Annotated in this window: 24 protein-coding genes, 2 pseudogenes and 1 other annotated feature; of the genes and pseudogenes, 19 read left to right on the forward strand and 7 right to left on the reverse strand. The window is 33.3% G+C overall.

Annotated elements, in window-relative coordinates; all coding sequences use genetic code 11:
* Positions 1–300 precede the first annotated feature (300 nt).
* The 6 genes and pseudogenes from D0S48_RS01300 (at position 301) to D0S48_RS01325 (ending at position 7,948) form a co-directional block, all read left to right on the forward strand.
* Positions 301–1,041 carry an SDR family oxidoreductase gene (locus tag D0S48_RS01300; RefSeq protein WP_151109528.1) on the forward strand — a complete coding sequence of 247 codons (741 nt, stop codon included), beginning with the start codon at positions 301–303 and terminating at the stop codon, positions 1,039–1,041.
* 754 nt (positions 1,042–1,795) lie between these two features.
* Positions 1,796–2,656, forward strand: a pseudogene (locus tag D0S48_RS01305) (serine/threonine protein kinase).
* A 420-nt stretch (positions 2,657–3,076) separates the two neighbouring features.
* Complete coding sequence (locus tag D0S48_RS01310; RefSeq protein WP_144536078.1) at positions 3,077–4,429, forward strand: amidohydrolase family protein; 1,353 nt, start codon at positions 3,077–3,079, stop codon at positions 4,427–4,429.
* Positions 4,430–4,574: 145 nt separating this feature from the next.
* Positions 4,575–4,837, forward strand: a binding site (T-box leader).
* 88 nt (positions 4,838–4,925) lie between these two features.
* On the forward strand, positions 4,926–6,566 hold the full coding sequence (gene metG / locus D0S48_RS01315) for a methionine--tRNA ligase (protein WP_151109530.1): 1,641 nt from the start codon (positions 4,926–4,928) through the stop codon (positions 6,564–6,566).
* 91 nt (positions 6,567–6,657) lie between these two features.
* Entirely contained in the window at positions 6,658–7,131 is a 474-nt protein-coding gene (locus D0S48_RS01320) for a DinB family protein (RefSeq protein ID WP_151109532.1), read from the forward strand.
* A 370-nt stretch (positions 7,132–7,501) separates the two neighbouring features.
* The gene (locus D0S48_RS01325) at positions 7,502–7,948 is read left to right on the forward strand and encodes a GNAT family N-acetyltransferase (protein ID WP_151109534.1); all 447 of its coding nucleotides are present in this window, start codon (positions 7,502–7,504) and stop codon (positions 7,946–7,948) included.
* A 65-nt stretch (positions 7,949–8,013) separates the two neighbouring features.
* Here the strand turns inward: D0S48_RS01325 and D0S48_RS01330 are convergent, their stop codons facing one another.
* Complete coding sequence (locus D0S48_RS01330) at positions 8,014–9,216, reverse strand: hypothetical protein (RefSeq protein ID WP_151109536.1); 1,203 nt, start codon at positions 9,214–9,216, stop codon at positions 8,014–8,016.
* 69 nt (positions 9,217–9,285) lie between these two features.
* A complete protein-coding gene (locus D0S48_RS01335) occupies positions 9,286–10,008 on the reverse strand; it encodes a YiiX/YebB-like N1pC/P60 family cysteine hydrolase (protein WP_151109538.1) in 723 nt (240 codons plus the stop codon).
* A 253-nt stretch (positions 10,009–10,261) separates the two neighbouring features.
* Between D0S48_RS01335 and D0S48_RS01340 the strand changes: the two genes are divergently transcribed.
* Positions 10,262–11,095, forward strand: coding sequence for a DUF2785 domain-containing protein (locus D0S48_RS01340; protein ID WP_191696895.1), 834 nt, complete (start codon positions 10,262–10,264; stop codon positions 11,093–11,095).
* Positions 11,096–11,258: 163 nt separating this feature from the next.
* On the forward strand, positions 11,259–11,753 hold the full coding sequence (locus tag D0S48_RS01345) for an NUDIX domain-containing protein (protein WP_151109542.1): 495 nt from the start codon (positions 11,259–11,261) through the stop codon (positions 11,751–11,753).
* A gap of 105 nt (positions 11,754–11,858) precedes the next feature.
* Here D0S48_RS01345 and D0S48_RS01350 read toward each other — a convergent pair whose 3' ends face one another.
* The gene (locus D0S48_RS01350) at positions 11,859–12,158 is read right to left on the reverse strand and encodes a hypothetical protein (RefSeq protein ID WP_144536092.1); all 300 of its coding nucleotides are present in this window, start codon (positions 12,156–12,158) and stop codon (positions 11,859–11,861) included.
* A 198-nt stretch (positions 12,159–12,356) separates the two neighbouring features.
* Here D0S48_RS01350 and D0S48_RS01355 point away from each other — a divergent pair, with 198 nt between their 5' ends.
* Positions 12,357–13,592: a sensor histidine kinase gene (locus D0S48_RS01355; RefSeq protein WP_151109543.1), complete on the forward strand. Its 1,236-nt coding sequence runs from the start codon at positions 12,357–12,359 to the stop codon at positions 13,590–13,592.
* Positions 13,593–13,867: 275 nt separating this feature from the next.
* Here D0S48_RS01355 and D0S48_RS01360 read toward each other — a convergent pair whose 3' ends face one another.
* The 3 genes from D0S48_RS01360 to D0S48_RS01370 all read right to left on the reverse strand — a co-directional run bounded on the left by D0S48_RS01360 (position 13,868) and on the right by D0S48_RS01370 (position 15,789).
* Complete coding sequence (locus tag D0S48_RS01360; protein ID WP_151109545.1) at positions 13,868–14,248, reverse strand: VOC family protein; 381 nt, start codon at positions 14,246–14,248, stop codon at positions 13,868–13,870.
* Between the two features lie 333 nt (positions 14,249–14,581).
* Complete coding sequence (locus tag D0S48_RS01365; RefSeq protein ID WP_151109547.1) at positions 14,582–14,989, reverse strand: hypothetical protein; 408 nt, start codon at positions 14,987–14,989, stop codon at positions 14,582–14,584.
* The gene (locus D0S48_RS01370; RefSeq protein ID WP_151109549.1) at positions 14,986–15,789 is read right to left on the reverse strand and encodes a HipA domain-containing protein; all 804 of its coding nucleotides are present in this window, start codon (positions 15,787–15,789) and stop codon (positions 14,986–14,988) included. Before D0S48_RS01370 ends, D0S48_RS01365 begins: the two co-directional genes overlap by 4 nt.
* 248 nt (positions 15,790–16,037) lie before the next feature.
* On the opposite strand from D0S48_RS01370, the gene D0S48_RS01375 reads away from it, so the two are divergent.
* The 3 genes from D0S48_RS01375 (at position 16,038) to D0S48_RS01385 (ending at position 18,277) form a co-directional block, all read left to right on the forward strand.
* A complete protein-coding gene (locus D0S48_RS01375; RefSeq protein ID WP_151109551.1) occupies positions 16,038–16,907 on the forward strand; it encodes a GNAT family N-acetyltransferase in 870 nt (289 codons plus the stop codon).
* A 70-nt stretch (positions 16,908–16,977) separates the two neighbouring features.
* Complete coding sequence (locus tag D0S48_RS01380) at positions 16,978–17,448, forward strand: hypothetical protein (RefSeq protein ID WP_191963850.1); 471 nt, start codon at positions 16,978–16,980, stop codon at positions 17,446–17,448.
* Between the two features lie 235 nt (positions 17,449–17,683).
* A complete protein-coding gene (locus tag D0S48_RS01385; RefSeq protein WP_151109553.1) occupies positions 17,684–18,277 on the forward strand; it encodes a hypothetical protein in 594 nt (197 codons plus the stop codon).
* A 210-nt stretch (positions 18,278–18,487) separates the two neighbouring features.
* Here D0S48_RS01385 and D0S48_RS01390 read toward each other — a convergent pair.
* Positions 18,488–18,883, reverse strand: a pseudogene (locus D0S48_RS01390) (tyrosine-type recombinase/integrase); the annotation flags it as partial.
* 541 nt (positions 18,884–19,424) lie between these two features.
* On the opposite strand from D0S48_RS01390, the gene D0S48_RS01395 reads away from it, so the two are divergent.
* The 7 genes from D0S48_RS01395 (at position 19,425) to D0S48_RS01430 (ending at position 24,439) form a co-directional block, all read left to right on the forward strand.
* Positions 19,425–19,919, forward strand: coding sequence for a hypothetical protein (locus D0S48_RS01395; protein WP_151109557.1), 495 nt, complete (start codon positions 19,425–19,427; stop codon positions 19,917–19,919).
* Between the two features lie 486 nt (positions 19,920–20,405).
* The gene (locus D0S48_RS01405; protein ID WP_225215957.1) at positions 20,406–20,876 is read left to right on the forward strand and encodes a hypothetical protein; all 471 of its coding nucleotides are present in this window, start codon (positions 20,406–20,408) and stop codon (positions 20,874–20,876) included.
* Positions 20,877–21,009: 133 nt separating this feature from the next.
* Positions 21,010–21,255 carry a cold-shock protein gene (locus tag D0S48_RS01410; protein WP_151109561.1) on the forward strand — a complete coding sequence of 82 codons (246 nt, stop codon included), beginning with the start codon at positions 21,010–21,012 and terminating at the stop codon, positions 21,253–21,255.
* A 61-nt stretch (positions 21,256–21,316) separates the two neighbouring features.
* Complete coding sequence (locus tag D0S48_RS01415; RefSeq protein ID WP_151109563.1) at positions 21,317–21,817, forward strand: hypothetical protein; 501 nt, start codon at positions 21,317–21,319, stop codon at positions 21,815–21,817.
* 56 nt (positions 21,818–21,873) lie between these two features.
* The gene (locus tag D0S48_RS01420) at positions 21,874–22,134 is read left to right on the forward strand and encodes a hypothetical protein (protein WP_151109565.1); all 261 of its coding nucleotides are present in this window, start codon (positions 21,874–21,876) and stop codon (positions 22,132–22,134) included.
* A gap of 514 nt (positions 22,135–22,648) precedes the next feature.
* Positions 22,649–23,977, forward strand: coding sequence for a group II intron reverse transcriptase/maturase (ltrA, locus tag D0S48_RS01425; protein ID WP_151109567.1), 1,329 nt, complete (start codon positions 22,649–22,651; stop codon positions 23,975–23,977).
* Between the two features lie 186 nt (positions 23,978–24,163).
* Positions 24,164–24,439, forward strand: a complete 276-nt coding sequence (locus D0S48_RS01430) for a hypothetical protein (protein ID WP_151109569.1) — start codon at positions 24,164–24,166, stop codon at positions 24,437–24,439.
* The last annotated feature ends 170 nt before the right edge of the window (positions 24,440–24,609 follow it).

Consider the following 24,609-nt stretch of genomic DNA (forward strand, 5'->3'; position numbering starts at 1 on the left):
ATACGCAAAGGGGAGTATGGCATAATACAAAGACTTCTAATCAGCAATTAAATAGAAGATAATATTTCGTGTATTTTCAAATTATTCTGTTATATAATGGTATTTATAGATGTTATTGGAGTGGTGAACTTCAATTATTTTAGATTTCAGACCAATACAATTATGCAGAGTCTAAAAAAATCTTAATACGGAATGTAGAATAACAGATTTTCATTTACATATATATTGAAATTATTACTTTTTGAATCTCCAATTATATATTTTTATCATCGAGTTTCAAAGTAGAATAGGAGAAAAACTATGAACAATAAAATAGCAATAATCACTGGAGCAAGTCATCCCAGGGATATTGGAACTGCAATTTGTAGAAAATTAGCTTCTAAAGGAATAGATATATTCTTTACTAACTGGCAGGCGGACAATGAGTGGATCAATAGGTTACAGCAAGAGATAGAAAATTTAGGGGTCCGTTGTGTAGGAATGGAAATCGATTTATCACCGAGTGATGCTTACAAAGTGGTGCTAGATTCAGTGGAACTGGAGTTGGGAACGCCTTCTATACTAGTTAACAATGCAGCGCATTCGACAAGAGATGGTTATTTGGAATTAGACGGCAATACAATGGATGCCCATTATGCAGTAAACATGAGAACAACATTTTTGCTGAGTGTCGAATTTGTCCGTCGCTTTAAGAGAGAGAGAGTGAACGGAAGAATTATAAATATGACATCAGGACAGGATTTAGGAGCAATGCCAGGAGAACTTGCTTATGCTGCCACCAAGGGTGCTATAACAGCTTTTACAAAATCATTATCTGCGGAAGTAGCACCCCTCGGAATTACAGTAAATGCAATAAACCCTGGCCCCACCGATTCAACTTGGATGACCGATGAAATAAGAGAACACCTTTTACCGAATTTTCCAATGGGACGAATAGGTCAGCCTAGCGATGTGGCAGAGGTCGTATCCTTTATTGCTAGCGATGAGGCAGCTTGGATTACTGGACAAGTTATTCATTCAGAGGGTGGTTTTAATCGTTGATGAGGAAAATTGGCAAATGAAAAAAATCAAAAGACAATTCCAAGATTGACATACTTTGTGTTTTAACCATTCTTTTAGTTTTTACAATGTTAACTTATTTCCATTGGAACGGTTATCAGTAAGTTACAATGAAGAAAATTCTACTCTGCTAATTGAAGAGAGATTAATAGGCAAGGAAACCTATAAAGTATAAAGTTGATTCTTCTACTAATTTAAAATAGATGATTTTCATCAACCAAGTAAATGGAAGTTAAACTTGTATGTTTTACCCTTTTACTGCCACGCCTATTTGGTTAAGGCGATATTCTACAAGAAACAATCCTAAATAAAATGGTTGTAAGCTTTTTTGATAGTGGTAGAAGTATTTATTGCCGAGAATATATTAGTGCATAATAATCTACTACAAAATATTTCTGCCCATTAATAGTAGTAGCATAGTTACTTATGAATCTGAGGGAAAGCTATGAATAATTTGATGAAGCTTGTTATTTTAATATGTATGTTTGTAATATTTTCTGGATGCACAGAGGAAACAGTAAAACCAATACTAGCTAAAAGTAAGTATGTAGATTAGTTTATGAAATTCCTCTGTCTAACGTACTCTAACAAACAAAAGAAAAATAAGGGTAATACTTTTTGCTAGACAATTGTTTCATAAGAGGATATTTTTTGAGCTTTTAGAAAATCGGTATTCTTCTTGTTATGCACTCGACTTTTTATAAAGATTGCTGAGAGAGGAGTTACCAAATTTAATATGAGAAATGGGCAAACGGTAATATTAGACGGAGTATCTTTTCCATTAAAAGATATCCATGATTTTCGATGGATACATGATTATGGAGAGGTTTTTTGTGTGTTTGACCGACAGGATTCAGGAAATCTCTCTTTTTTGGTGATAAAAGATGGTTTAAAGAACTTCGTTAAATATGCTGGCGCCGCTCCTGTAAATTACAAGGGAAAACCAGGGTAAGCAATTAATAAACTTAAAAATGCAAAAGTTGTGTACGAAGCATTAGATCATCCACATTTAGTTAAACTAGTAGAACACCGAGAGATGGAAGAAGGATATGCACTTGTGTATGAATGGTTTGATGGCCTAAATATACAAAAGAATATGGCTCATTGTCCAGCTTGTCAGAGGTTTAAGGTGCTGCCTTTAGAAGTACGAATAAAGTCTCTTTCTACTATTTTTGAGTTTCATGTACATGTAGAAAAAAGTAATTATGCAGCAATAGACTTTTATGATGGAAGTATTTTATACGATTTTCAACAGCATAAGACAAAAATATGTGATGTAGATTTGTACCATTCTAAACCATTCTATAATGAAAAAGGTAGGCTTTGGGGTTCGTCAAGGTTTATGTCACCAGAAGAGTTTAAGATGTGTGCAGAAATTGATGCACGTTCGAATGTTTTTAATATGGGTGCCATCGCTTTTTATATTTTAGGTGGTGCTCTTGACCGTTCATATAACCAGTGGGAAGCAGGAAAAGAATTATATAGTGTTGCTAGAAGGGCAGTAGAGATTGAAAAAGACAATCGTTATTCTTCAATTGTAGATTTCTTCACAGAATGGAAGTTAGTTTTAGATAAAGAGTTTTCTTTCAAGGATTAATTATATTTTATGTTTTTAATTTATTTAAAGGAAAATAAATATGTAAGCTAGAATAGTAATAAATAGTTAATTTCAAGCCCAAAATAATATTGTTATACAAACAAAATATGCTAAGAATATTGCTGTTTTGTTATTAAATTTATTGAAAAAGAATTGATGAATGGCCTATGATAGCCAAATTTTATAACAAGAAAAAATTCAGATATTGTTTATAAACACTCATACAAGGGGAAAAGAAATAGAAGCTTCTTTTTAGGATGTACTATCTGAGATTTTAAGAAGAAGGCATTTTATTATATAGGAACAAATATTCAAATATAATGAAATGCCCATCAATCAGTTTGCCTTTGAAACCAAAGATATAAATCTTTTAATTAGATTAGAAGCTACACATATTCTGGGAGAAAAGGAAAGTGTGCCATGGAGAATTCTGTATTGTTATTAAAAAATGCAAATGTGATCGATGTTGTAACTGGTAAAACAATTTATTCTCATCTTCTTATTCAAAATGGTTTTATTACAAAGATTGTTTCTGCACATAAGCCTATTGGCTATATTCATAAAAAAGCAGTTATTTATGATTTGAAAAGAAGATTTGTTATTCCTGGTTTGATTGATATGCATGTACATATGAAAGGGGACTATGCCCCTATTTTCACTGCCTCTGGTGTTACAACAGTTAGAAACACAGGAGGTAACATCGGAGAGTTAAAAAAAATAATTAACGCATCCAGCGGGGCACCTACCCCAAGAATTATCTCAGCAGATAGAATTATTGATGGACCACCGGGGTTATGGGGAGAGAATAGTCCTTGGAACATAAATATTAATGATGCTTGTAGTGCAAGAGCTGAGGTTAAAAGACAGGTTGAAGCGGGAGCAGATTTTATCAAAGTGTATGGTTGGTTGAAAAAAGAAATGATGAAAATAGTCGTGGAGGAAGCAAAACTTCTTCATAAGGAAGTTAGCTGTGATTTAGTACATTCAATAGAGGTTACTGCCACAGAGGCAGCAAAAATGGGTATTAAATGGAACGAGCATGCTTCAGGTATTATAAAAAATATTTTTCCTAACTGGACTATGCAAGCAGACGAAAATATATGGGAGACAATTGATTGGAAAAATCCTGACATGCAAAAAATTATAGAGGTATGTAAAATACTTGTGGAAAATAAAGTAGTGCTTTGTCCGACAATGGTTTTGTATGATCAAGTAAATTTAATGAGGAATTACTGGTATCCAGAAGAAAAAATAATGAACAAACTAAAAGAGAATGCTGTGTTGATGCAACATTGGAGAAGATTTATAGAAAATACTAGCTCATTAAATTCGTTAGGCATACAACATACTTATAACAAGGCAATTACAAAGGCTTATTTCGAATTAGGTGGGACAGTGGTTGCTGGATCTGATACCCCTGCTGGTATATTTACATTTCCTGGTATGGCATTACACCGAGAGCTAGAATTATTTGTAGAAATTGGTTTATCTGAAATAGATGCATTACGAACTGCCACGATTAAAGCAGCTGAAGCACTAGATAGGCAAGATATAGGGGTTATTCAAGAAGGCACAATCGCGGATATGGTAGTACTTGAAAAAAATCCATTAAAAGACATACGTAATACGAAAGAAATTCATTTTATTATCAAAGGTGGTACCGTATATTCACAGGACGACTTGCTTGATAAGGTTCCAACAGAGGAAAACATAAAAAAATCCGTTGAGGAATTTATGAATAGTTTTCTAGATACAAATTATAAATCTAGCTAATATTAATTAAACTAAAAAGTTTTAGGAAATTGTAAATAAAATTAGTTAGACCTTTCTACGTTTCTACATACTTTAAACTTAAAACTAGAAAAATGGAAAGTAAGTGTTGATTTTTTCAAAGAAAGTCAATATAATTCTCTTAATATGAAAAGCGTTGAAGAGGAAAAGTAAAATAATGATGTTATAAAGAGAGCTTCTGACGGTGGAAATGAGGCAAACTAATTATTTGAACATGATCTCGGAGCTTCGTACTGAACGTTTTGCGACTAGTAGGATACGACAAGAGTTGACACTTGTTATCAATGTCAAAGTATAAAGGCATTCTTGCTATGTACTTATGGAGTCAAGTAGTGTGAGCTATTTGAGCATTAAGGTGGTACCACGGGATATTTAACCCTCGTCCTTATCGATTATTCGATAGGGGGGAGGTTTTTTTTATGGAATGATTTAAACGTTAGATTTTATAAAAGAGTATCTTAAATAAGGAGAGATAAAAATGAGTATTTTAATAGGGGGAGCGTGGCCGTATGCCAATGGTTCGTTACATTTGGGGCACATAGCTGCATTGTTACCAGGCGATATATTAGCTAGGTATTTTAGGTTAAAAGGAGAAGATGTATTATACGTTTCTGGGAGTGATTGTAATGGTACGCCAATTTCCATTCGCGCTAACTCTGAAGGTAGTACAACAAAAGTAATAGCAGATCGCTACCATAATGAGTTTGTTGATACCTTTAAACGTTTGGGCTTTACGTTTGATATGTTTACCAGAACAGATAGCCCCAATCATCACGCTGTCGTACAAGATATTTTTTTAAAGCTATGGAAGAATGGTTATATTTACAAGAAAGAAATAGAACAAACGTATTGTGAAGTGGATAGGCAGTTTTTACCGGATCGATATGTAGAAGGAACTTGTCCGAACTGTGGAAGCAAGGCTAGAGGAGATCAATGTGACAGCTGTTCTTTAATTTTAGACCCTTTAGATTTAACAAACAGAAGCTGTAAACTCTGTGGTAATGAACCGAGTATACGAAAAACAGAACATTTTTATTTTGAACTAGGCAGCTTTCAGGAGCAACTGGAGAACTATGTGAAGGTTTCTAAGAAAAGCAATGCATGGCGAGACAATGCCGTTCAACTGACAGAGCGATATTTGAGTGAGGGCCTTAAAGATCGGGCGGCTTCAAGAGATCTTCCAAACGGAGTAAGTATTCCTATAAAAGGCTATGAAGAAAAGAAAATTTACGTGTGGATTGAAGCTGTTTCTGGATATTATTCAGCGAGTAAGGAGTGGGGATTACAAAATAATAAGGATGTACAAAGCTTTTGGGATGAAGCGACGATATCTTACTACGTTCATGGAAAGGATAACATACCTTTTCATACACTTATCTGGCCAGCGATACTAAAGGGAATCGGTCATAAAGCTCTTCCAACACATATCGTATCTAATGAATATCTAACATTGGAAAAGAAAAAAATATCTACTAGCCAAAACTGGGCAGTTTGGGCTCCTTATATTTTGGAAAAATATCATCCTGATTCTATAAGGTATTTCTTAACAATTAATGCTCCGGAAAATAGAGATACAGATTTTTCCTGGAGAGAATTTATTCATAGTCATAATGGGGAGCTATTAGGTGCATATGGCAACTTTATCAATCGTACATTAAAGTTTATAGAAAAATCATATGCAGGTCAGATACCCGAAGAAGAAATTAATGATTTAATCATAAAACAAACCGAAAGCTTGTATATTAGAATCGGCAAATTAATAGAAGAGGCTCATTTTAAAACAGCCTTAGAAACTATTTTTACCTATATTCGGGATGCTAACAAATACTTTGACGAGCAAAAACCTTGGCTACAAATTAAAGAAGAAAGGGATACAAGTAAAAATACTATAACAACTTGCGTTTATATAATTGGAAATGTCGCTCAATTGTTATTCCCGTTTTTGCCCTTTTCTAGTGAAGAAGTACGGAAGATATTGAGAATGGACAATTTCCAATGGGAGCCAGTTCATGTCAAAGGGAAAACGATAGAGAACATTACTCCTCTATTTGAAAGAATTGACACCTTGGTTATTCAAGATGAATTTGATCAATTGAATAAGAATGTTAACAATGCCTAACAAGCATATATGTTGTTTCAAGTCCTTTTCCTTGAATAAGCAATTATTTTATTTAAAATTAAAAAGGAAACTATGAAGGAGGCGTATATTAATGTATCGTAAAGTAGAGGATTTTATACAGGAATGGACAATGTCGGCGGAAGGAACAGCAAATGTTTTTAAGGCTATGACAGACGATAAGCTAGATCAAGCAATAGTAGAAAATCATAACACACTTGGTTGGTTAGCTTGGCATTTAACAACAGCACCGATTTTCTTAGCAAAGTTTGCTAAGCTTGAATTACCTACAGTGGGTAATCCTAAAGAAATACCAGCATCAGCAAAAGCAATTGTGACAGCTTATGATAATATGGCAAAATCACTTGTAAATGCAGCCTCTTCTTTAACAGACAAAGATTTAGTGGAGGGAGTTCCAGCTTTCGGTACAACGTTAGAGCGTGGGCAAATTTTACGTAAAATCGTTGACCACCAAACTCATCACCGTGGTCAAATGACCGTGTTACTTCGTCAAGCTGGTTTAGAAGTTCCAGGAGTAATGGGACCAACAAAAGAACAACAAATGTAATGTAGAACCACCTTTATTAAAATAAAGGTGGTTTTTTTATGAGCATGGGGTTAATAAAGCAATCTAGGTACGATTACAATAAAGAACTTCATTTTATCTTAACGGCCAGACTTTATTAGTGAAATCGACCTAACTTGTTTACGCAGACGAAAAAGCTACTAAATTTCAAGAGTCTGAAAATTTATAATGGATAGAAAAATTATAATCTAGCTTATGTTATAATCGGAAAGTATAATCAATTTAATTTTTAACAGGGGGGCGTTCAATATGATAAATAAACTAATTAGTTTGGGATTACAAAACAAAAAAGGTGAAAGTCCTATTTAAATTAGTTAAATTTAGCGTTCAACCATCAAAAAGGGGAAACTTTGTGGAAATAAGATTACAAGAATTAAGTTCAGAAAACTGGTATGAATGCTGCCAACTAGAAATTTCTGAGGAACAGAAAGAATATATAGATACAAATGCAATCTCAATCGCACAGTCCAAGTTTGAAGTTACCTTAAAGCCATATGCGATTATTTGTGATGGAGCTATAGTTGGATTTCTAATGTATAATTCGGTTAAAGAAGAGCTTGATGGCTACTGGATATATAGAATAATGATTGATAAGAAATTTCAAGGGAAGGGCATTGGAAGGATTGCTTCAGAACTGATGCTTTTCGAAATGTCTAAACTACCTGATGTGAAAAAAATGGTAGTTGGTTATCACCCGGACAATCTAGGAGCACATAATCTATATTCAAAACTTGGGTTCATCAATAATGGTGATAGGTTTGGAAAAGAGATGGCCGTTGTCAAATATATAAATGAATAAATTAGTAAAAGGAAGAACCAATTTGGTGCTTCCTTTTTGTTTTCTTTAGATGGAGCGGTCTTTAACTATTCTAAAACTTTTAGATCGTAAGAATAAATACTTTTCTTTTGAACACTTGATAATAAATCGTGGAAACCAGTAATATCTAAAGTATTTACACGGCTACCATTGTCTAAATTATATTCCTCTAAATAGTATTTTTCTTTTTTTTCATCGCTATATCTTAGCACATAAAGTGAGTTATCTTTAAAATAAGTTTCCTCGTTGTGTCTGATTTTTGATTTACTAGCATTTTCTATGGAAAATTTCTTTTGAATTTCTTCGTTTTTTGTATCGAATGTATATACATCTCCTAGACCATTGATAAAATACAAAACGTCTTGGTGAATATGAGCAGAGTTTTTAAAATTATAAGGAATAGTGGACACCAAATCCTTCATGTCTTTATATTCTATAAAATCATAAACCTCCTGCTCATAAGTATCCTTTGCAATTCGGTAAAGGGAAGTTTTTTCGTTAAAATCATCAATTACAGATGAAAGTATCAAATAATAATTTTTTTTATCTGAAAGCAAAGGAGCCAATGAATTAAAAAATTCATTCTTTGGTGTGTCTAACATAGTCAAATGATCGACCTCTAATGAACTATCAAAAGTAACTTGCCTTAAATCGAATTGGTTTTTATCAACATCCTGTGTAAGTATATTAACTTTGTCGCCTTCTATCCCAGAGGAAGCAATATAAAAGGGAATGCTATCTGTTTGAAATTTTTCTTTGTTTCCAAAACGGACATCAGAAAGATAGCCGCTTCCGTCTTGAGTGAATCCACTATTATAAATACTAAAAAATATATTTTTGTTCTCGATAAAACCAGTACGCTCACCAGTGTATTGGTCCGTTTTCATTGGAAATTCTTTATAATCCTCCCCAACTATCCGTACCTTGTTTTTTTCCTCTAGAAAAACACTGTTTTCATAAACAGCCGTGCTACCTAACTCCAAGCCTTCCATTTTTAGCGCTTGTGCCTTACCTTTCTGATCGATAAAAACCGCAAAGCTAAATCCTTCTCCGTCAATATCCTGATCAGCGGTAGTAGACAGGTAGATAATAGCTTTTTTATTATGTAAAAAATTTTCCTTCTCCAAATCAGCTATAGATAGAAGCAAATTACTATCTGCGCTTGTAGGGTTGAAAAATAAAGTGTAAGTAAAATAAAAGAAAACCCCTAGGCCAAACATTCCAATAATAGTTATAATATTTCTTTTCATTTATATAACCCTCCTAAAGGTTAAATGACAATAGGCAGCAATGCTATTTGTGCCTATTGCCATTTTGTTTTAAATATTTCTAACTAATTTTGTACTAGGAGCATCTCTAACGTCTCTTGGATATACACCAAGGCCTCCATCATCATCTAAATCTAAATTACCATTAAGTTTATAAGCCGACCAGATAAGTTTAGAGCAGTTTTTAGCTCCATTGTGACCAGTAGAACGATTGGTAGCGAAATTGTATGAATAACTCTGTCCTACCTGTGAGTATGCCCAGTTCGCTGCATTATTTCTATTAGTTGTAGTAGTACTTACTGATTTGACTAATGCGCCTGAACTATCCACTTTACGAGCTGTAGTGGAAATAGTACGTACTCCAGCTGATGGCACGGATTCTACTATAGTTGTGGAAGTGTAATATAAGCCTACGTGCCCATGATCAAGGTATGCAGTTTGTGAAGGCGTGTAGTAGAAGTTACCTTTTGTACTGTTGCCTACGCTTACAGTCCCGCCACTATCACCGCTTGTTTGATTGGATTTTGCTTCTGCCAATCCCTGAGCTTGATCGTTCTTTAACTCTTTGTAGATTTGTTCTAAAATTTGTTGCTCTGCTTCTCCAGTGTTTTTTGCAATTTCTTCTACGCTGGACATTAATTCATTGCTAGAAACGTCTGGCTGGAGTGTCAAAATTTCGTCAAGGTACGAGTAACTGTTGGCAGAGGCACCACTAAAGGAAGTTGAAGCTAATAACATTGCCGTGAATGATAAAGCTGCGAATGATTTTTTCATAATACAACTCCTTTTTCATATTTTTACTTCATCTATAATATTAATTTAATTGTATAATTTTACAATTGGGAAAAATATTAGGTAATAAAAGAGTTGTTAATAATTTTTTAAGTAATAATGATGATATTCTGATAAATGTACAGAAAAGATATATCGTTTAGTGGGAAAAATATTTTCCTCTAGAACAACAAGCAGGAAAAGTATCCCTTTGTCTTGAATTTAATAAAAGAGAATGTTATTAAGGAGAATGATAATGGAGATAAAATCTGTATTAAGAAAATGGCAAAGTAAAAAAGGAGAGATAGATAACTTAGAAGAACTAGTAACAGAAATGCTTAAAAATATAGGAACAATCGATGCTGAGCTAAGAGACAGTTTAATTTACTCTTCATTTTATCTTTTAATAAAGGACAATAAATTATCGAATGAACTCATGGAAAAAGTCCTGATTAGTTGTTTATCGAAGGAGTATTTGTTTAAAGGTATAGGTGAAGTAGAAACCGACACTGTGTTTACAAGGTCGTTTTCGTCATTAGTAATAGCTTTGATAGTAGAAAAGGATAAAACAAAAGGATTTTTGGAAAAACAGCTGTTAGAAGAAGTGTTTGAAAAAACGATTATATACTTACAATCAGAAAAAGATGTAAGAGGTTATGTAGAAGGGAAAGGATGGGCGCATAGTATTGCCCATGGAGCAGATCTGTTAGAAACTCTTATTAGCCACCCATCCTTCAATTTGTTAAATAGTGAGAAATGCCTTACAACAATAACTGCATGTATTTGGAAGGATTATGTTTTCCAGGACGATGAGGATGAGCGGCTACTCTTTGCAGTAGAGGCACTTTTAGAAAAAGGATTATCGGAGGAGATACTTATAGATTGGGTGCACAACTTTGAAAAATTATTAGACCCAACAGTAAGTCGTGAAGAGAATTCTTTAACCTTTTATAAATATAGGTCTAATGTCATGAACTTCTTAAAGTCACTGTATTTTCGTTTATCGTATCGTGGAGAAAGTATAAATACACAGCTTCAAATTAAAAAATCCTTAAAAAACTTACATAACGCTATGTATAAAAGGGAGTAATGTTTCTAATCTCAAGCGTAGGATGAAGTGGATGCTTCAGTATTTATTTTTTATGTACTAATATATTTTAGTAATTAGAACAAAAGTAATTATATACATACATTCTACATAAAAATGTCCTCAATTAAATGAAGGATTCTTTGTTAGAAAAAAGGAGCCCGTAATGACTAATGAAATAACAGTAGTGTGGGGAGGGCATCCAGTCAAGCTAATATGGCAGCCTTCAAAGGTAGTCCTGAAAGAAGATATTGTGACTAGTGTTCACGGTTGTTGTTTTCATGCAGGAAAAGTGTTATTAGTTCGAGTGAAAAATAGAGGATTTAATATGCCAGGCGGACATGTAGAAGCTAATGAAACTCCTGAAGAAACTCTCCATAGAGAAATTTACGAAGAAGGCTATGTCAAAGGAGATGCAACTTATATTGGAGCGATTGAGGTTAACCACAAAGACAATCCTTTTTATATAGTAAATGGTAAATACCCTCTCATCGGCTATCAATTATTCTATCGTTTAGATATTGAAGATTGCTTTCCCTTTTTAAGAGAGAATGAAGCAACTACACGTATTTGGGTCGAACCAGAGGAAGTACCATACGTAATTGATGATCATGAACTAATTATAACTATATTAAAAGAAGCAGAAATCATTAATAATTAATAGAACGAATGAAATGAATTTACAATAAAAATGATTTTTAATAGTAATTAGTTTATAAAGAAAAATAAAACGCTCCAAACCATTAAGGTTTGGAGCGTTTGGTTATTATTTAGCTTCAGTTGAACTATCTGGAACAGCCTCTGTTTCAGTGCCTTCTGTTTCACTATTTTCTGCGCCAGTGGTGTCGTCCGTTCCATCAGTACCTGTTGTACTATCTTGGTCGTCCTGCGTATCTACTTCTCCTTCATTTTCTGAATCCAAACCAGAATCGTTTTGTCCGTCATCTTCAAGAGTTGGGTCTTCTACTTCAATATCATTGATATCTGCATCATCATCATCTCCACAAGCTCCTAACAATAATGCTGAACTTAAAACTATTGGTAAAGCGAATATTCTTTTCTTCATCTTAAATTCCTCCATTCAAATTGTTCTTTTATTTACTTAATGTGTTAGGCCTACTTTATGTCTACCTCATTATAATAACTTTAAACTTTTTTCTTCAAGAATCTTATTATTAGAAAAAATGTAATATAAAAACATGGATAATATATATGATATAATTTAGTCTTATGAGAATTTTTGATGCTGAAAGGAGGCATTCGGTTGCTACAAACTTTTCTGATTAATATATTATTTATTACTTTACCTGTTCTACTTTTTGTCGTCTTTTTAGATAACAAAAAGAGAAAAGAATATATATACTTTTTCATACTATCTTCATCAATATCAATGATTTTATGCATGATTTATCCAATTAGATTAGAATTAGGTTTTACAGTTGATTTAAGATACATACCGTTTTTCACTTTGGCTCTTTACGGTGGCTATAAGAAATTGTTTCCACTTTATATTATTTTAAATATAGTACGTTTTTTTGTAGGGGGAGAAGGAGTTATACAATCCTTTATTTTCTCAACTGTAGCTTTTGCTATTGTTCCACTAATGCACAAAAGGTTTATTAATTATTCCCCTAAGAAGAGAATATTCACTGGTATTTTAATGGTATTAATCAACGATTTGACTTATTTAATTTCTCTTACTACTTTTTTTGACAAACTAACTACTGAATATTGGACTGTTGCTGCTTATATTATTGTTACATATGTCATAGTTATGTTGTTTAACTTGAGTATGGTCGAGAAAATTTTATCTAATATTAAACAGCGAGATAATTTTCTTCGAGCGGAGAGGTTGCATGTGATGAGCGAATTATCTGCGAGTGTCTCTCATGAAATAAGAAATCCTCTAACTGTAACAAATGGCTTTTTACAATTATTAAGCGTCTCAAAAGATATTACTCCAAATGATAAAGTTTATATTGATTATTCTTTGAAGGAGTTAAATAGAGCTGAAAACATACTAAATGATTTTTTAGCATTTGCTAAGCCTCAATCGGTTCATATGGTTCAATCTACATTAGAAGAGGAATTAGTATACGTTAAAAATGTTATGATGCCTTATGCTAAATTCCATGAAGTCGAAATCTTGCTATTATTTCAGAACACAGTGAAGATTAAATTTGATCAAAATCAAATGAAACAGTGCATAATTAATCTACTAAAAAATGGTGTAGAATCAATGAAAGGCAAGGGGGGACTTCTTCTTGTACGGGCCGAACAGCAAGGAAAAAATCTAATCATTACGATAGAGGATGAAGGAATAGGCATGACTTCCGAAGAAATAAGCCAGTTGGGGAAACCTTATTATTCTAATAAAAAAGAGGGTACAGGATTAGGTATGCTAATGGTATATGGGACAATTTCCACATTAAAAGGAAATGTAGAAGTAAAAAGTCAAAAAGGAAAAGGGACTATATTTACTATAACTATACCAGTTTAAAAAAGAGTTAAAAGTAACTGGTTCTATTAAAAATACGTTTTTGAAATTATAATAATATGTTTAATAAAAGCACCGCAATTGATACAACCTTTAATAAGGTATGTGTCAGTTGTGGTGTTTTTTTATGTAGTCAATCGACTTTAGATAGAATAATGTAACTCGTTGTTCGTAGAAAGATCGTAGCAATAGTCACAATAGACGAAAGGTAAAACTATCATCCTTAAAGAAAGGTTAAATCATTTTAAAATATAATAAAAGTAAATAAAACAGAGTGATCAGTTAGGGGGTGAAGAGATTCTTAAATAATATCCATTTGGATCGACCAAACGAAAATCTTTCAGGCCCCATTCTTGTTGTTTTAGTTGGGATTCTAATTCAATTTTCATCTCACTTACACGTTGATGAAAACTTTGAATATCAGGAACAATAATGATTATCTCTACACCAACTCCTTTTCGGGAGGTGCTAATATTACTGAAATAATGGTCCTTTGAAAGAATATTTTGTTGCGTTAAAAGTATATTGAGATTTTTGGATCTAAATCTAGCACTAGTTTCATTTTGAGAATATAAATCTAATTGAATTACGTTTTTATAAAAGTCAACAGACCTTTTCAAATTTTGTACGAACAATTCTAAACGCATATAAACATCCATTTTCAAACCTCCATAGATAAAAAATAGTTACATCAAAGTGATAACGAGTGAATATAATTCGTGTTTCCAATGTTAATAATACTAAATTTAATTGTTTTATTATTCATTCAAAGGGCTGAATATATTCTACATTTTAAATTTAGGGGGTTTTAAGTTACTTCACATTCCGTAAATAATGTGTAATAACCAAAATCGGAGTTTAGTAGAACACGAAAAAATATTAATAAGTTGGTGATTTAATGTTATTAACATATTTGTAATGATACTATATACTCGATTGTAGATGATTAGTCAACAAAAAGACCGCTGCTCATTGAAGCAGCGGCTTTTAAATTAGATAATTATTTGGGTATTTTCACCGGATGAATCAGGATAATAAAGGTCTTTACGGAGGCAAACATCCTTATGTGTTAAGGTTTCGCCTTTAAAACGAAGCCAAATCTCATCATCTGCCATTACACCATGTGTTTTCCGAACAATGCCCCAACGATTATACGCTTGCAAACCAAGACTCTTGAGTAACTCATCGGCATTGGCACGTGTTGGTGGAAACGTACGCCATTTAAGCCACTTCTCCAGTTCTTCTAGCGTAATATGACCTTCCATAATCGGTGAAAATTGTTTATTAAAGTCTACTATATAGTTCACGACATAAGGTGTGCCACCATTTGCGGGTTTTAAATCAACTGTAGCAATTACATCGTCCATCCACATGACCTCGAACTTCATATAATCAATCAATTTGATTCACTTCCTTCAATGAAAAGATGTTTGAAGATAGGGTCGTTTAACTGTGATAGTAACACTTGTTGTGCTCGACCAAAATCAATTGAATTTATTTTTAGTGTTTCTAATAATTTAGCTTTATAGATGAATGCTGAACCGGTATAGAGTGCGAGCTGTTTAGTAAAGCTTGAGTTAAATGGTTTTGCTTTCACTTTTCTTTTTAAAATTGATAATGGTTTACCTAGTGGATAGTCCTTTTCATCGGATAGCAAACTTAGTCCATTATCAAAAATCGGTGCGAGTCTCCATACTTTGGTAACAGGATTGTATAAGAATAAAATGTTATTCGTATGACGATCTTCGTTTAAAATGAGTGCATCAAACGCTACTAATTTAGCAATATCTTCTCGTACATTCAGTCCGGTAAAGTCCTGCACTTGTTGCATAATTTGCTCAAACTTTTCTTGTGTAGAAAGAGATTTATCGTTAAGGACATGGTCGGTCGTCGTAAAGTTTGCCTCAAATAAACGCTCAAGCGTGACTTCTTGTAGCTTACCTCTGAAATCCTGCGAATAACAGCCCATGGAAATTTCACCATTTGGTAAAATAATTTTACAAGGATAGTAGTTTACATAATCTTTTTCTTGTAATGTAGAGCATGCTAACACAAGTGATGCTAATACTTCGGCTTGTCCCTCGTAGCCACGAGTATTTTGTTTAACCCACTTATCTCCGACACACCATTTTGATTGGTCACCTTTACTTGAAGTACTAATAATACGAATATTATCTGCTGGTATATGAATTTCTTCCATGCATCTCACGTCCAATTTACTTGAGTTTCTTATATTATATAGTTAAAAATAAGGTTTTTCATCATTTAACCCATTTGTTTTATTTTAAAACTTCTCCACAAGTTTCTCTCTCCTCAGCCCAGTTGCAATTAGTTCTCCAATAAGTTTGATAAAACCTTTTTTCTTCTTAAACTAACGGTGCAGTTTAGTTGAATAAGGCTAGATAGGAAATTATGATAAGAATAGAAATAAAACTAGGGGGATTTCTAATGCATACAGACAATAAAACAGTATTAGAATTAGTGGAATTTGATAAATATGATGTCTTAGGTTTAATAGAACTTTCTGCCTCAGTTGGTTGGGATTATGATGAGCATGAAATTAGAACTGTTATGTCATCTGGTAAAATATACGGACATAAAAATGCTGATGGGAAAATTGTTTCGAGTGCTGCAATAATACCTTATGATACTGATTTAGCTTCAATTGGTATGGTTATTGTTAATGAAAAATATAGAGGTTTAGCCTTAGGAAAAAAGGCTACTCAAAAATGTATAGACAGTGTTTCTCAAAATACTTCAATAATGTTAATTTCAACTGAAGATGGGAAACCCTTATATGAAAAATTGGGTTTTAATACTGTCGACCATGTACATAAGTTTTTAAGTGATAACTATATTCCAACTAACTTGTTTAATAATCGAGAAATTACCTTAGAGAAATACAGTGAGAATGATATTAATGAAATTATTGAATTAGATTCGGCTGCATTTGGTGATAAGAGAAGAAAATTACTTCTTAACAGGATAAATCAATCAAAACAATGTTTAGTTGTTAGAAATCTAAAGGGGAAGATTATTGGATTCGGATTATCCATATTAGGACCAATAAATCTATTAATAGGACCTATTGTAGCACCAGATTCACAAACAGCTGCTTTAATAATCGATGGGTTAATTCTTAATCATCAAGGAAAGTTAAGGATTGACGTGCCATCCAATAATGACAAGTTAATGTTATTCTTGGAGAAAAGTGGATTTGTAAAAGTTAGTAATCCTCCGATAATGATAAAGAACTCTATTAATATGCCATATAGGAATAAAGAGTTATTTGCTATTACTGCACAAATCTTTGGTTAAGTTTGAAGGTATAGTTCAATAAGAAATGGTAAAATAGAGTTAATAAAAGCTGTTTTGATAGGGAGACAATATGGATAAAAATGAATTCTTTCAAGACCTTGAAGAAATTGTGGTTGACCCTTTGTTTATTGGAAATAGTAAAGAGGACATAGACCAAGAAATATCAAACAACACTTGGTCAATTTCTGTTAGTAACGAAATGAATATTAAGTTGAGTGTTAAGGATTTTAAAGATTTTTTTAGAGAGGTTATTTCCAACAGAAGTAAACAAATTAAAATGTCTAATAAGGGTATGCTTTTTTATGTATGGTTCGATTGGCAAGCTGCACAATTAAGATTTAATTTAATATCGGATTATGATTCTAAGCTACCGTTCAGTTGTGAAATTGAAACTATTGATAACCTCGAACCTGTCATTGAAGAATTTCTTAGTTTTCCTTATCACGATGGCTTTCCCGTTGAAGATATTCGTGAGGAAGATGAAGGGGTAGAAGAAAACAATAACCCCTTAAAAATTTTCCTATGCAAAATAAATGGATAATTCTTATTCAGCTAACGAGGTGCTTTAGCAAATCTTGGCCATCCTTTCGATGGTCTATTTTTATGTCCAAAACATTAAGTTGATCCCAGATATGCTTTGTGAAATGTTACACTGAAACTAACGAAGCAGGTTAGTTGAAGAGTGTTGTTTAACTTGTATTCAACAATCGAGCCAGATGGTTATATAACCATCTGAATAAACAAGCGGATTAGTCTGAAGATAAAGGGGGATTTATATGAATACAAAACGTAATCGGAAGGTCTGGAGGATAGGTTCAGGAGTATTTATTGTACTTGTTATAGCTTTCATATCATGGTATTATCCATTATCGCTTTTTAGCATCCATCAAAGCTTTACATATCATCCTGGTTCGGGAACTCATAATGGCAAAACCTACCAAGAAGAGATTGGCGAGTTTAAAGCTGCCTATGAGAAGGATCTAAAAAAGGATTTAGGAAGTGATAATTACAATCCTACCGTAAATCGAACTCAATTTATTCTTCCGATTTTTGAACAAGAATGGCTGATCGGCACGGACTCCAAAACAATTGACAAAGATAAACTGGATAGAATGCTTTTCGAAGTACAACAGGCAAGAAATACCCTGTTAGACCTTGTTTCTGAAGGAGATTATTCCAGAGAAGAAAGGATATACCTGGTTGACAGCATAAATAATTTCTTGAACTTGGAAGAGCGGATTAGATTTATAAGAAACGGAAAATTTTTTTCGAGAAGTGATTTGCAAAGGATGTTAGGTAATTTACAAGGAGATTTCTGGGCAGGTTTTGATTACTATACCACCGTTTTTTATGATGTATCTCATAAATAAAAGTTTGAAGCTATCGGGCGCGATTGTTTAATAAGCGTCTCAGTTCTTCTTAAACTAAAGGGTGCTTTAATTGAATAAGGAACACTTAATAATCGAGAAAATCATGACGAAAGAAAGCAACCATTTTGAACAATCTCTTTCAAAATGGTTGCTTTTATTTTTTGCTGTATGAGGTTAGTAGAATAACTTGTAAAATTGAATCTCTTCTTATTATATATACTCTCCAAACAACTCCGGTTTCCAACTATGAACAGGATGGTTTTCTTTTGCGAATACTTTTTCTAAATAAATTTCCGTTGTTTCTAACCGTTCATGTCCTAGCGATTTCATAATGTCATATATCTCTACTTTATTTAGTCGTGAAATAATGGCAAAAGCGTGTCGAAAGTAATGTGGTGTCAGTTCTACTACTTCATCCTTCAGGTTAAGATACAACTTTGCATTTTCTTTTTTTACATATTGCGCTAGGTAGGAGGGGGTATAGGCTTTACCTGTGTTTGTAGTAAATAAAGGAGCATTCGATTCTGCTTTTTCTATAGGTGGTAATCCTCTAGAGCGGCGAAATGCTTTAATGCTATTAAGCACTTTCTCTTTCACTGGTACTTGCCTACGCTTGTTCCTTTACCTATGATTTCTAGATAATGTCCTCCCAAGATAGTATCTCTTTTCAAGTCATTTACCTGCAACTTACAAAATTCTTCATTTCTAATTCCCGTAGTAGACAATACATGCACAATTGCAAACTTCACGTGATGTTCTATTTTTTGAAGGAAGACAGCTTAAAGATTACTTCTTTGGGACCCAGGTTTCGGTTTGGACGTTCATCTTTCCGAACAGTTGCTTTTCTAAAGCCTTCATATATAGGTTCATTAATATATTTATCATTATAAAGAATGGTTAAGAAAGCTTTTATTATTGCACTCTTTAGCTTAATAGTAGCAGGAGAGTAAGAGCCTTTTATTAAAACATGAGGGCTCTTGGTGATTAACCATTCCTGGTATCGTCTCAGATGTCTTGATTAAAGTGATTTTAATTAGTCAACCTTCGATAACTTGGGCAATATCTTAAGCAGGAACTATTGATTGGTTGTCGAAACAGTAATAATCAGGAAATTTAAAGAAAAAGACTTAGTGAAAGGAATGAGTTTATGAAAAATTACCTGTTTAGCATTATAGTCGTAGCACTTCTTGGAATATCTGCGTTGGCCATATTGTTAGTCAACAAGGACACTTCTGAAAAAGTAGCCGAAGAAACAAATGAAGTTAAAATTGATGATGAATTTCTAAAGAACTGGAATAAAATTAATATTACATTGAAAGAGAAATCCCGAAATAACCATTATTTTGAAAATGAGGATTTGAACAATGGTGATATTTTCTTATTAAATGGAGAAAGCCAGGGGTTGAAATTAAAAGAAGGAGATAATGTATTGGTGGATTTAACCATAATCCCCGATGGCTTAAGTCATACTGGGGTTGGATACATATTAAATGGGAAATATACAGAGATTTTTTCAGCCCCCGTTTCTGATAAACTGACAACCTCTTTTGATGTGAAGGTGGATGGGGAATATATAATTTGTATTGTCGGTGGTAACGCAAACTTTATAACAATTACGAATGGTCTTATTTCAATTGATTAAATTTGAATAATATCTTTTTTAACTAGCGAGGTGCTTTACTTCAAGAAGGAGTAAAGTCTTTATTCTTATTTAACTAACGGCGCAGTTTAGTTTAATAAGAGGTAAATTTGACCGAGTGTCGAAATAGTAATTATAGTTGAATTGTAGAAGGGGTAGAATATGTCAAGATATATTAGTAAATTTTTCTTAACATTACTAGCTAGTGTAATTTTATTTTTTCTATTGAGTGGTTTGTTTGATAGCGGTGACCATATCGAAATTTGGATTTTTACTTTCGGTACAATAATTATTATAGTGCTATCATTTTTAATTGCACTTATGTATTATTTAATAGATTTAATTAAGAGTAAATCTTAGTTTGTCTACGTTGTGTTTTACTTCGGAAGGGGTAAAGCCTTTTTTCTTATTGAACTAACGAAGCAGTTTAGTTCAATAAGAAAAACTGATAAAATAACAATAAATCAGTATAAAAAGGTGTTGTTATATTTGGAACAAGTTAGAATTTATAGAATTTCTTGGGTACCTATATTGGGGTTTATGTCTTTTGGAATATTATTTTGTATATTGACTATTTTAGGTTTAAAAGAGGGTGGACTTTCTTACACATTAATTATTGGATTCATTTTTCCATTTCTTCTTATTGGGTACGCTATATACCTATTAAAAAAAAGAAGAGAGGGAATGGGATTTTATTGGGATGATGAAGGAATTGTAATTGATTTGAACGGTAATAAAGTTTATTGGGATGAAATAGATAGTATTGAATATTATAAAGGTAAAACTGGAACCTCTACAGTTATTTATCCACACTATACAAATCACGAAAAGATAAGAATTCGTCGTAAAAAATGGATGCCCACAACTTGCCATTCAAATGATTGGATTTTAATAGAAAGTCCAAATGAATATCACGAAAACTTAATAAAAATATGGGAAGAAAAAAGTAATAAAAAATAATAAAAGGCAAACTTGATTAATTCTTATTAAGCTAACGAGATGCTTTACTTCAAGAAGGAGTAAAGCCTTTTTTCTTAGTTAACTAGCGCGGCAGTTTAGTTGAGTAAAAAAATGAATTGGAGGTCGAACAGATATGAAACGAGAGGGAATTGTTAAATGGTTTAAAGAAGAAAAGGGTTATGGTCGTATTATGCTTGACGGTGAGGATGGAAATCATGTTTTTGTTCATTTCAGTTCGATTTTACCTGATAAAGAAAGATTTCCGAATGGGTTCATATTCCTTAAACAAGGTCAAAAAGTATCCTTTGATTTAATTGAAAACCCAAATTCTACCGACCAAGAGCAAGTTGCAGAAAATGTATTCATCATCTCTGACTAAAAAAATCTTATTCAACTAATGGGTAGCTTTACTTCAATAAGGAAATTAAAGGAGTGATTTTTTGGAAAACCAATATGTATGTCGTTTTGATATAGATTTTAGACTTGGCGATATTGAAATTAAATTAAATGGGGATGGTCAAGAAGTCCTTTTCAAATTTATGATTGCATTCTTTTCATTTCCTTCTTTATTATTTTTTCTGTTACAGCTATGGAATGGAAAAATGAACAAAACTGAAATAAGCAGTTTCGGTTTTGCGGTGAGATATTATTTTACTGTAGAGGATGAAGATTTACTTATTGAACATTCAACTTACCATGAACTTATTGAACATTCAACTTACTACGAAGGCGAATACATTACTCGCAATTATAAATTTAATTTTGAGAATTTTGTTAAAGCAATAGATAAAGGTTTTTCAGAATACCTTCAAGAACAACGCAGTAAAGGAATTCCTATAGGAGTAGAAGAAGATTCTCACCCCTTATCGAAGCAAGTAATTAAAGAATATGAAGAATTCTCGACCATCATTAATGAGAAGAAAGGTAAATACTTCAACTAACGGGTGCTTTACTTCAAGAAGGAGTAAATAGAGATATAAAACTGGGGGGAGAAAAATTGGAAGAAAACGATAGAGGCACTTTATATTTTAATATGTCTATTGGTACTCTAGGACTTCTCATTATTGTAGTAGGATTATATAAATATGTTGAAACCGTCGGTGGGGATTCTTCATATGCATTGTTAGGTTTTCCTTTAACAATGATTTATTTAAATTATCTTGAAGGGAAAGCTGGTATAAGTAAAAAAATATTATGGATTAAATCTATCATAGCGATTTCCTTACTGTTTATAATTTACATCTTCTTATTCAACTAACATGTGCTTGTGCGGCCGAGCATAGGTCGTATCATATAGCGGGTGGGATTCCCGCCGAGAAAGAACTAGCCATTCACTCGTAGCGAGTCTTGGAGGGCTAATGGTAACATTAGCCTTTAAGCGTAGACAGTTAGGTGGCGGGCCGAAAGCCAACTGGTTGAAGGGATTGAGCTCCATAATGTTAGTAAATCGAGAGGGCTGATGCTTTAAGCACGGCAGAAAGCTACATTTTATCCATCGTTAAAGGCAAGAAGGATAAAGCCTCTCTGGGGTCAGAGACCTTGGCACGTCACACATGGATATGATACGGCAACTCGGGAGACCCTAGCGGTCTCTTCTTAGTGAAGAGTATGGTGTACAAGTGATAATAAGCAAGGAAACCAAATGCCGTTTAGGGAGTCGGATAGCAGCGTAGTACCAATGAAGTTGGGTAATGCCGATGGAGGAAAGGCTGCTACCAAGTTATCACCCTTACTAGGGACACATTTACTACACTCGGAGGTAGGAATACTAAATGGAAACAAAACTATTAAGGATAGCAGAATTAGCAAAATCTGATCCGAAAATGAAATTTACATCTATTGTACATTTACTAAATAAGCAATCTCTAGTTCAATGTCATCTTGAATTACCTAATAAGAAGGCAACGGGGATTAATGGCACAACTAAAGAGCAATACGGTGAAACACTAGAGGAAAATATAGAAGATTTAGTAAGTAGGCTTAAAAGTAAAAGTTATCATCCAGTTCCCGTAAGGAGAATGTATATTCCTAAGGTTAACTCCAACAAGAAAAGACCGTTGGGGATACCGGAACATGAAGATAAGATTGTACAGAGAGGCATTACTAAAATACTAAATGCCATCTATGAAAACGATTTTCTAGACTGCTCTTTTGGGTTCCGCCCAAATCGTAACTGCCACGATGCTTTGAAAATATTAAATCATTACATTGAAAAGAAATCAGTAAATTATATAGTAGATGTAGATATTAAAGGGTTCTTTGACAACGTTGACCACATATGGATGATGGAGTTCTTAAAACTGCGAATTACTGACCCTAACTTACTAAGATTAATTGGTAGGTTTCTTAAAGGTGGATACATGGAGGAAGGAAAGAAATACAAGACAGATAAAGGCACACCGCAAGGTGGAGTCATCTCTCCGGTTCTAGCCAATCTATACCTTCATTATGTTCTGGACCTGTGGTTTGAGAAGGAAGTTAAAAAACAGTGTAAAGGACATGCATACATAGTTAGATATGCAGATGATTTTGTGTGTTGCTTCCAATATAAGAGCGAAGCTCAGGAATTCTTTCAATCATTGAAGCTGAGATTACAGAAGTTTAACTTAGAAATAGCAGAGGATAAAACCAAAATCATTCCCTTCGGGAGGTTTGCGGAGAAAGATGCAAAACTAAAGGGAAATGGAAAACCTGACACCTTTGATTTCCTAGGTTTTACACACTACTGTGGAAAGAGTAAAACTGGACACTTTCGTGTGAAACGGAAATCAAGTAGGAAAAAGCTACAAGCTAAACTAAAGGAATCTAAAGAATGGATAAAGAAGAACCGAAATAATGATATTCATATGATTATGGATAGATTTAAACGCTCACTTGTAGGTTATTACAACTACTATTGCATTACGGATAACACTCCAAGTGTTCACCAATTCAAAGACAAAATCCAATACTTACTATTTAAATGGCTCAACAGAAGAAGTCAAAGGAAATCCTTTACTTGGGATAAATTCAATCTCTTTCTTCATAAATATCCGTTACCTTCACCAAGAATTAAGGTGAATATATACGACTTAAGAAAAGAGATTAGCTATATTTTGTGAATGATGACTAGGAGGAGCCGTGTGCGTAAATAGCGCAAGCACGGTTCTGTGAGGGGGGAGGAACACAATCTACCGTAGGTAGAGAGGTTCCCTTCTACTCGACTACTTCAAGAAGGAGTAAAGCCTTTTTTTCTTATTGAATTAAAGCAGCAGGTTAGTTAAACAAGAATATAGGGAGGTATAGAGTTGAATTACATCATAATTTTACTTTCTTTACTTATCTCGACGATGGTGTCTGTTTGGATAATAAAAAAGAAAAACAACAAAAGGATTAGCATGTTTTCAGCGTTTATAACAAATTTATTGTTTTTATCAGGAACAACATGGGTCCTATATAGTATAGATGATGAAGCAAAAATATTTGGTTTTGGGCATACTGATCTTCCTGTCTTGATATTTGCGATTCCCATAATAACTTGGGTTAACTTTTTAATTCTTCAATTTGTAAAAAATCAAGGATAAAAGGAGTTTTTCTTCTTCAACTAACGGGTGCGTTCGTATTATAAGGTTAACCAGTTTTTACTGGTTGACCTTATTTTTATAGGATTTAATATATCAGTAGCCAGGATAGGACGTACGGGTGCGTGGGACAATGATCCCGTCGGCTAAACTGTCCACCCCCTACTTGTAGA

This window comes from Psychrobacillus sp. AK 1817, assembly GCF_008807035.1.
Taxonomy (GTDB): Bacteria; Bacillota; Bacilli; order Bacillales_A; family Planococcaceae; genus Psychrobacillus; species Psychrobacillus faecigallinarum.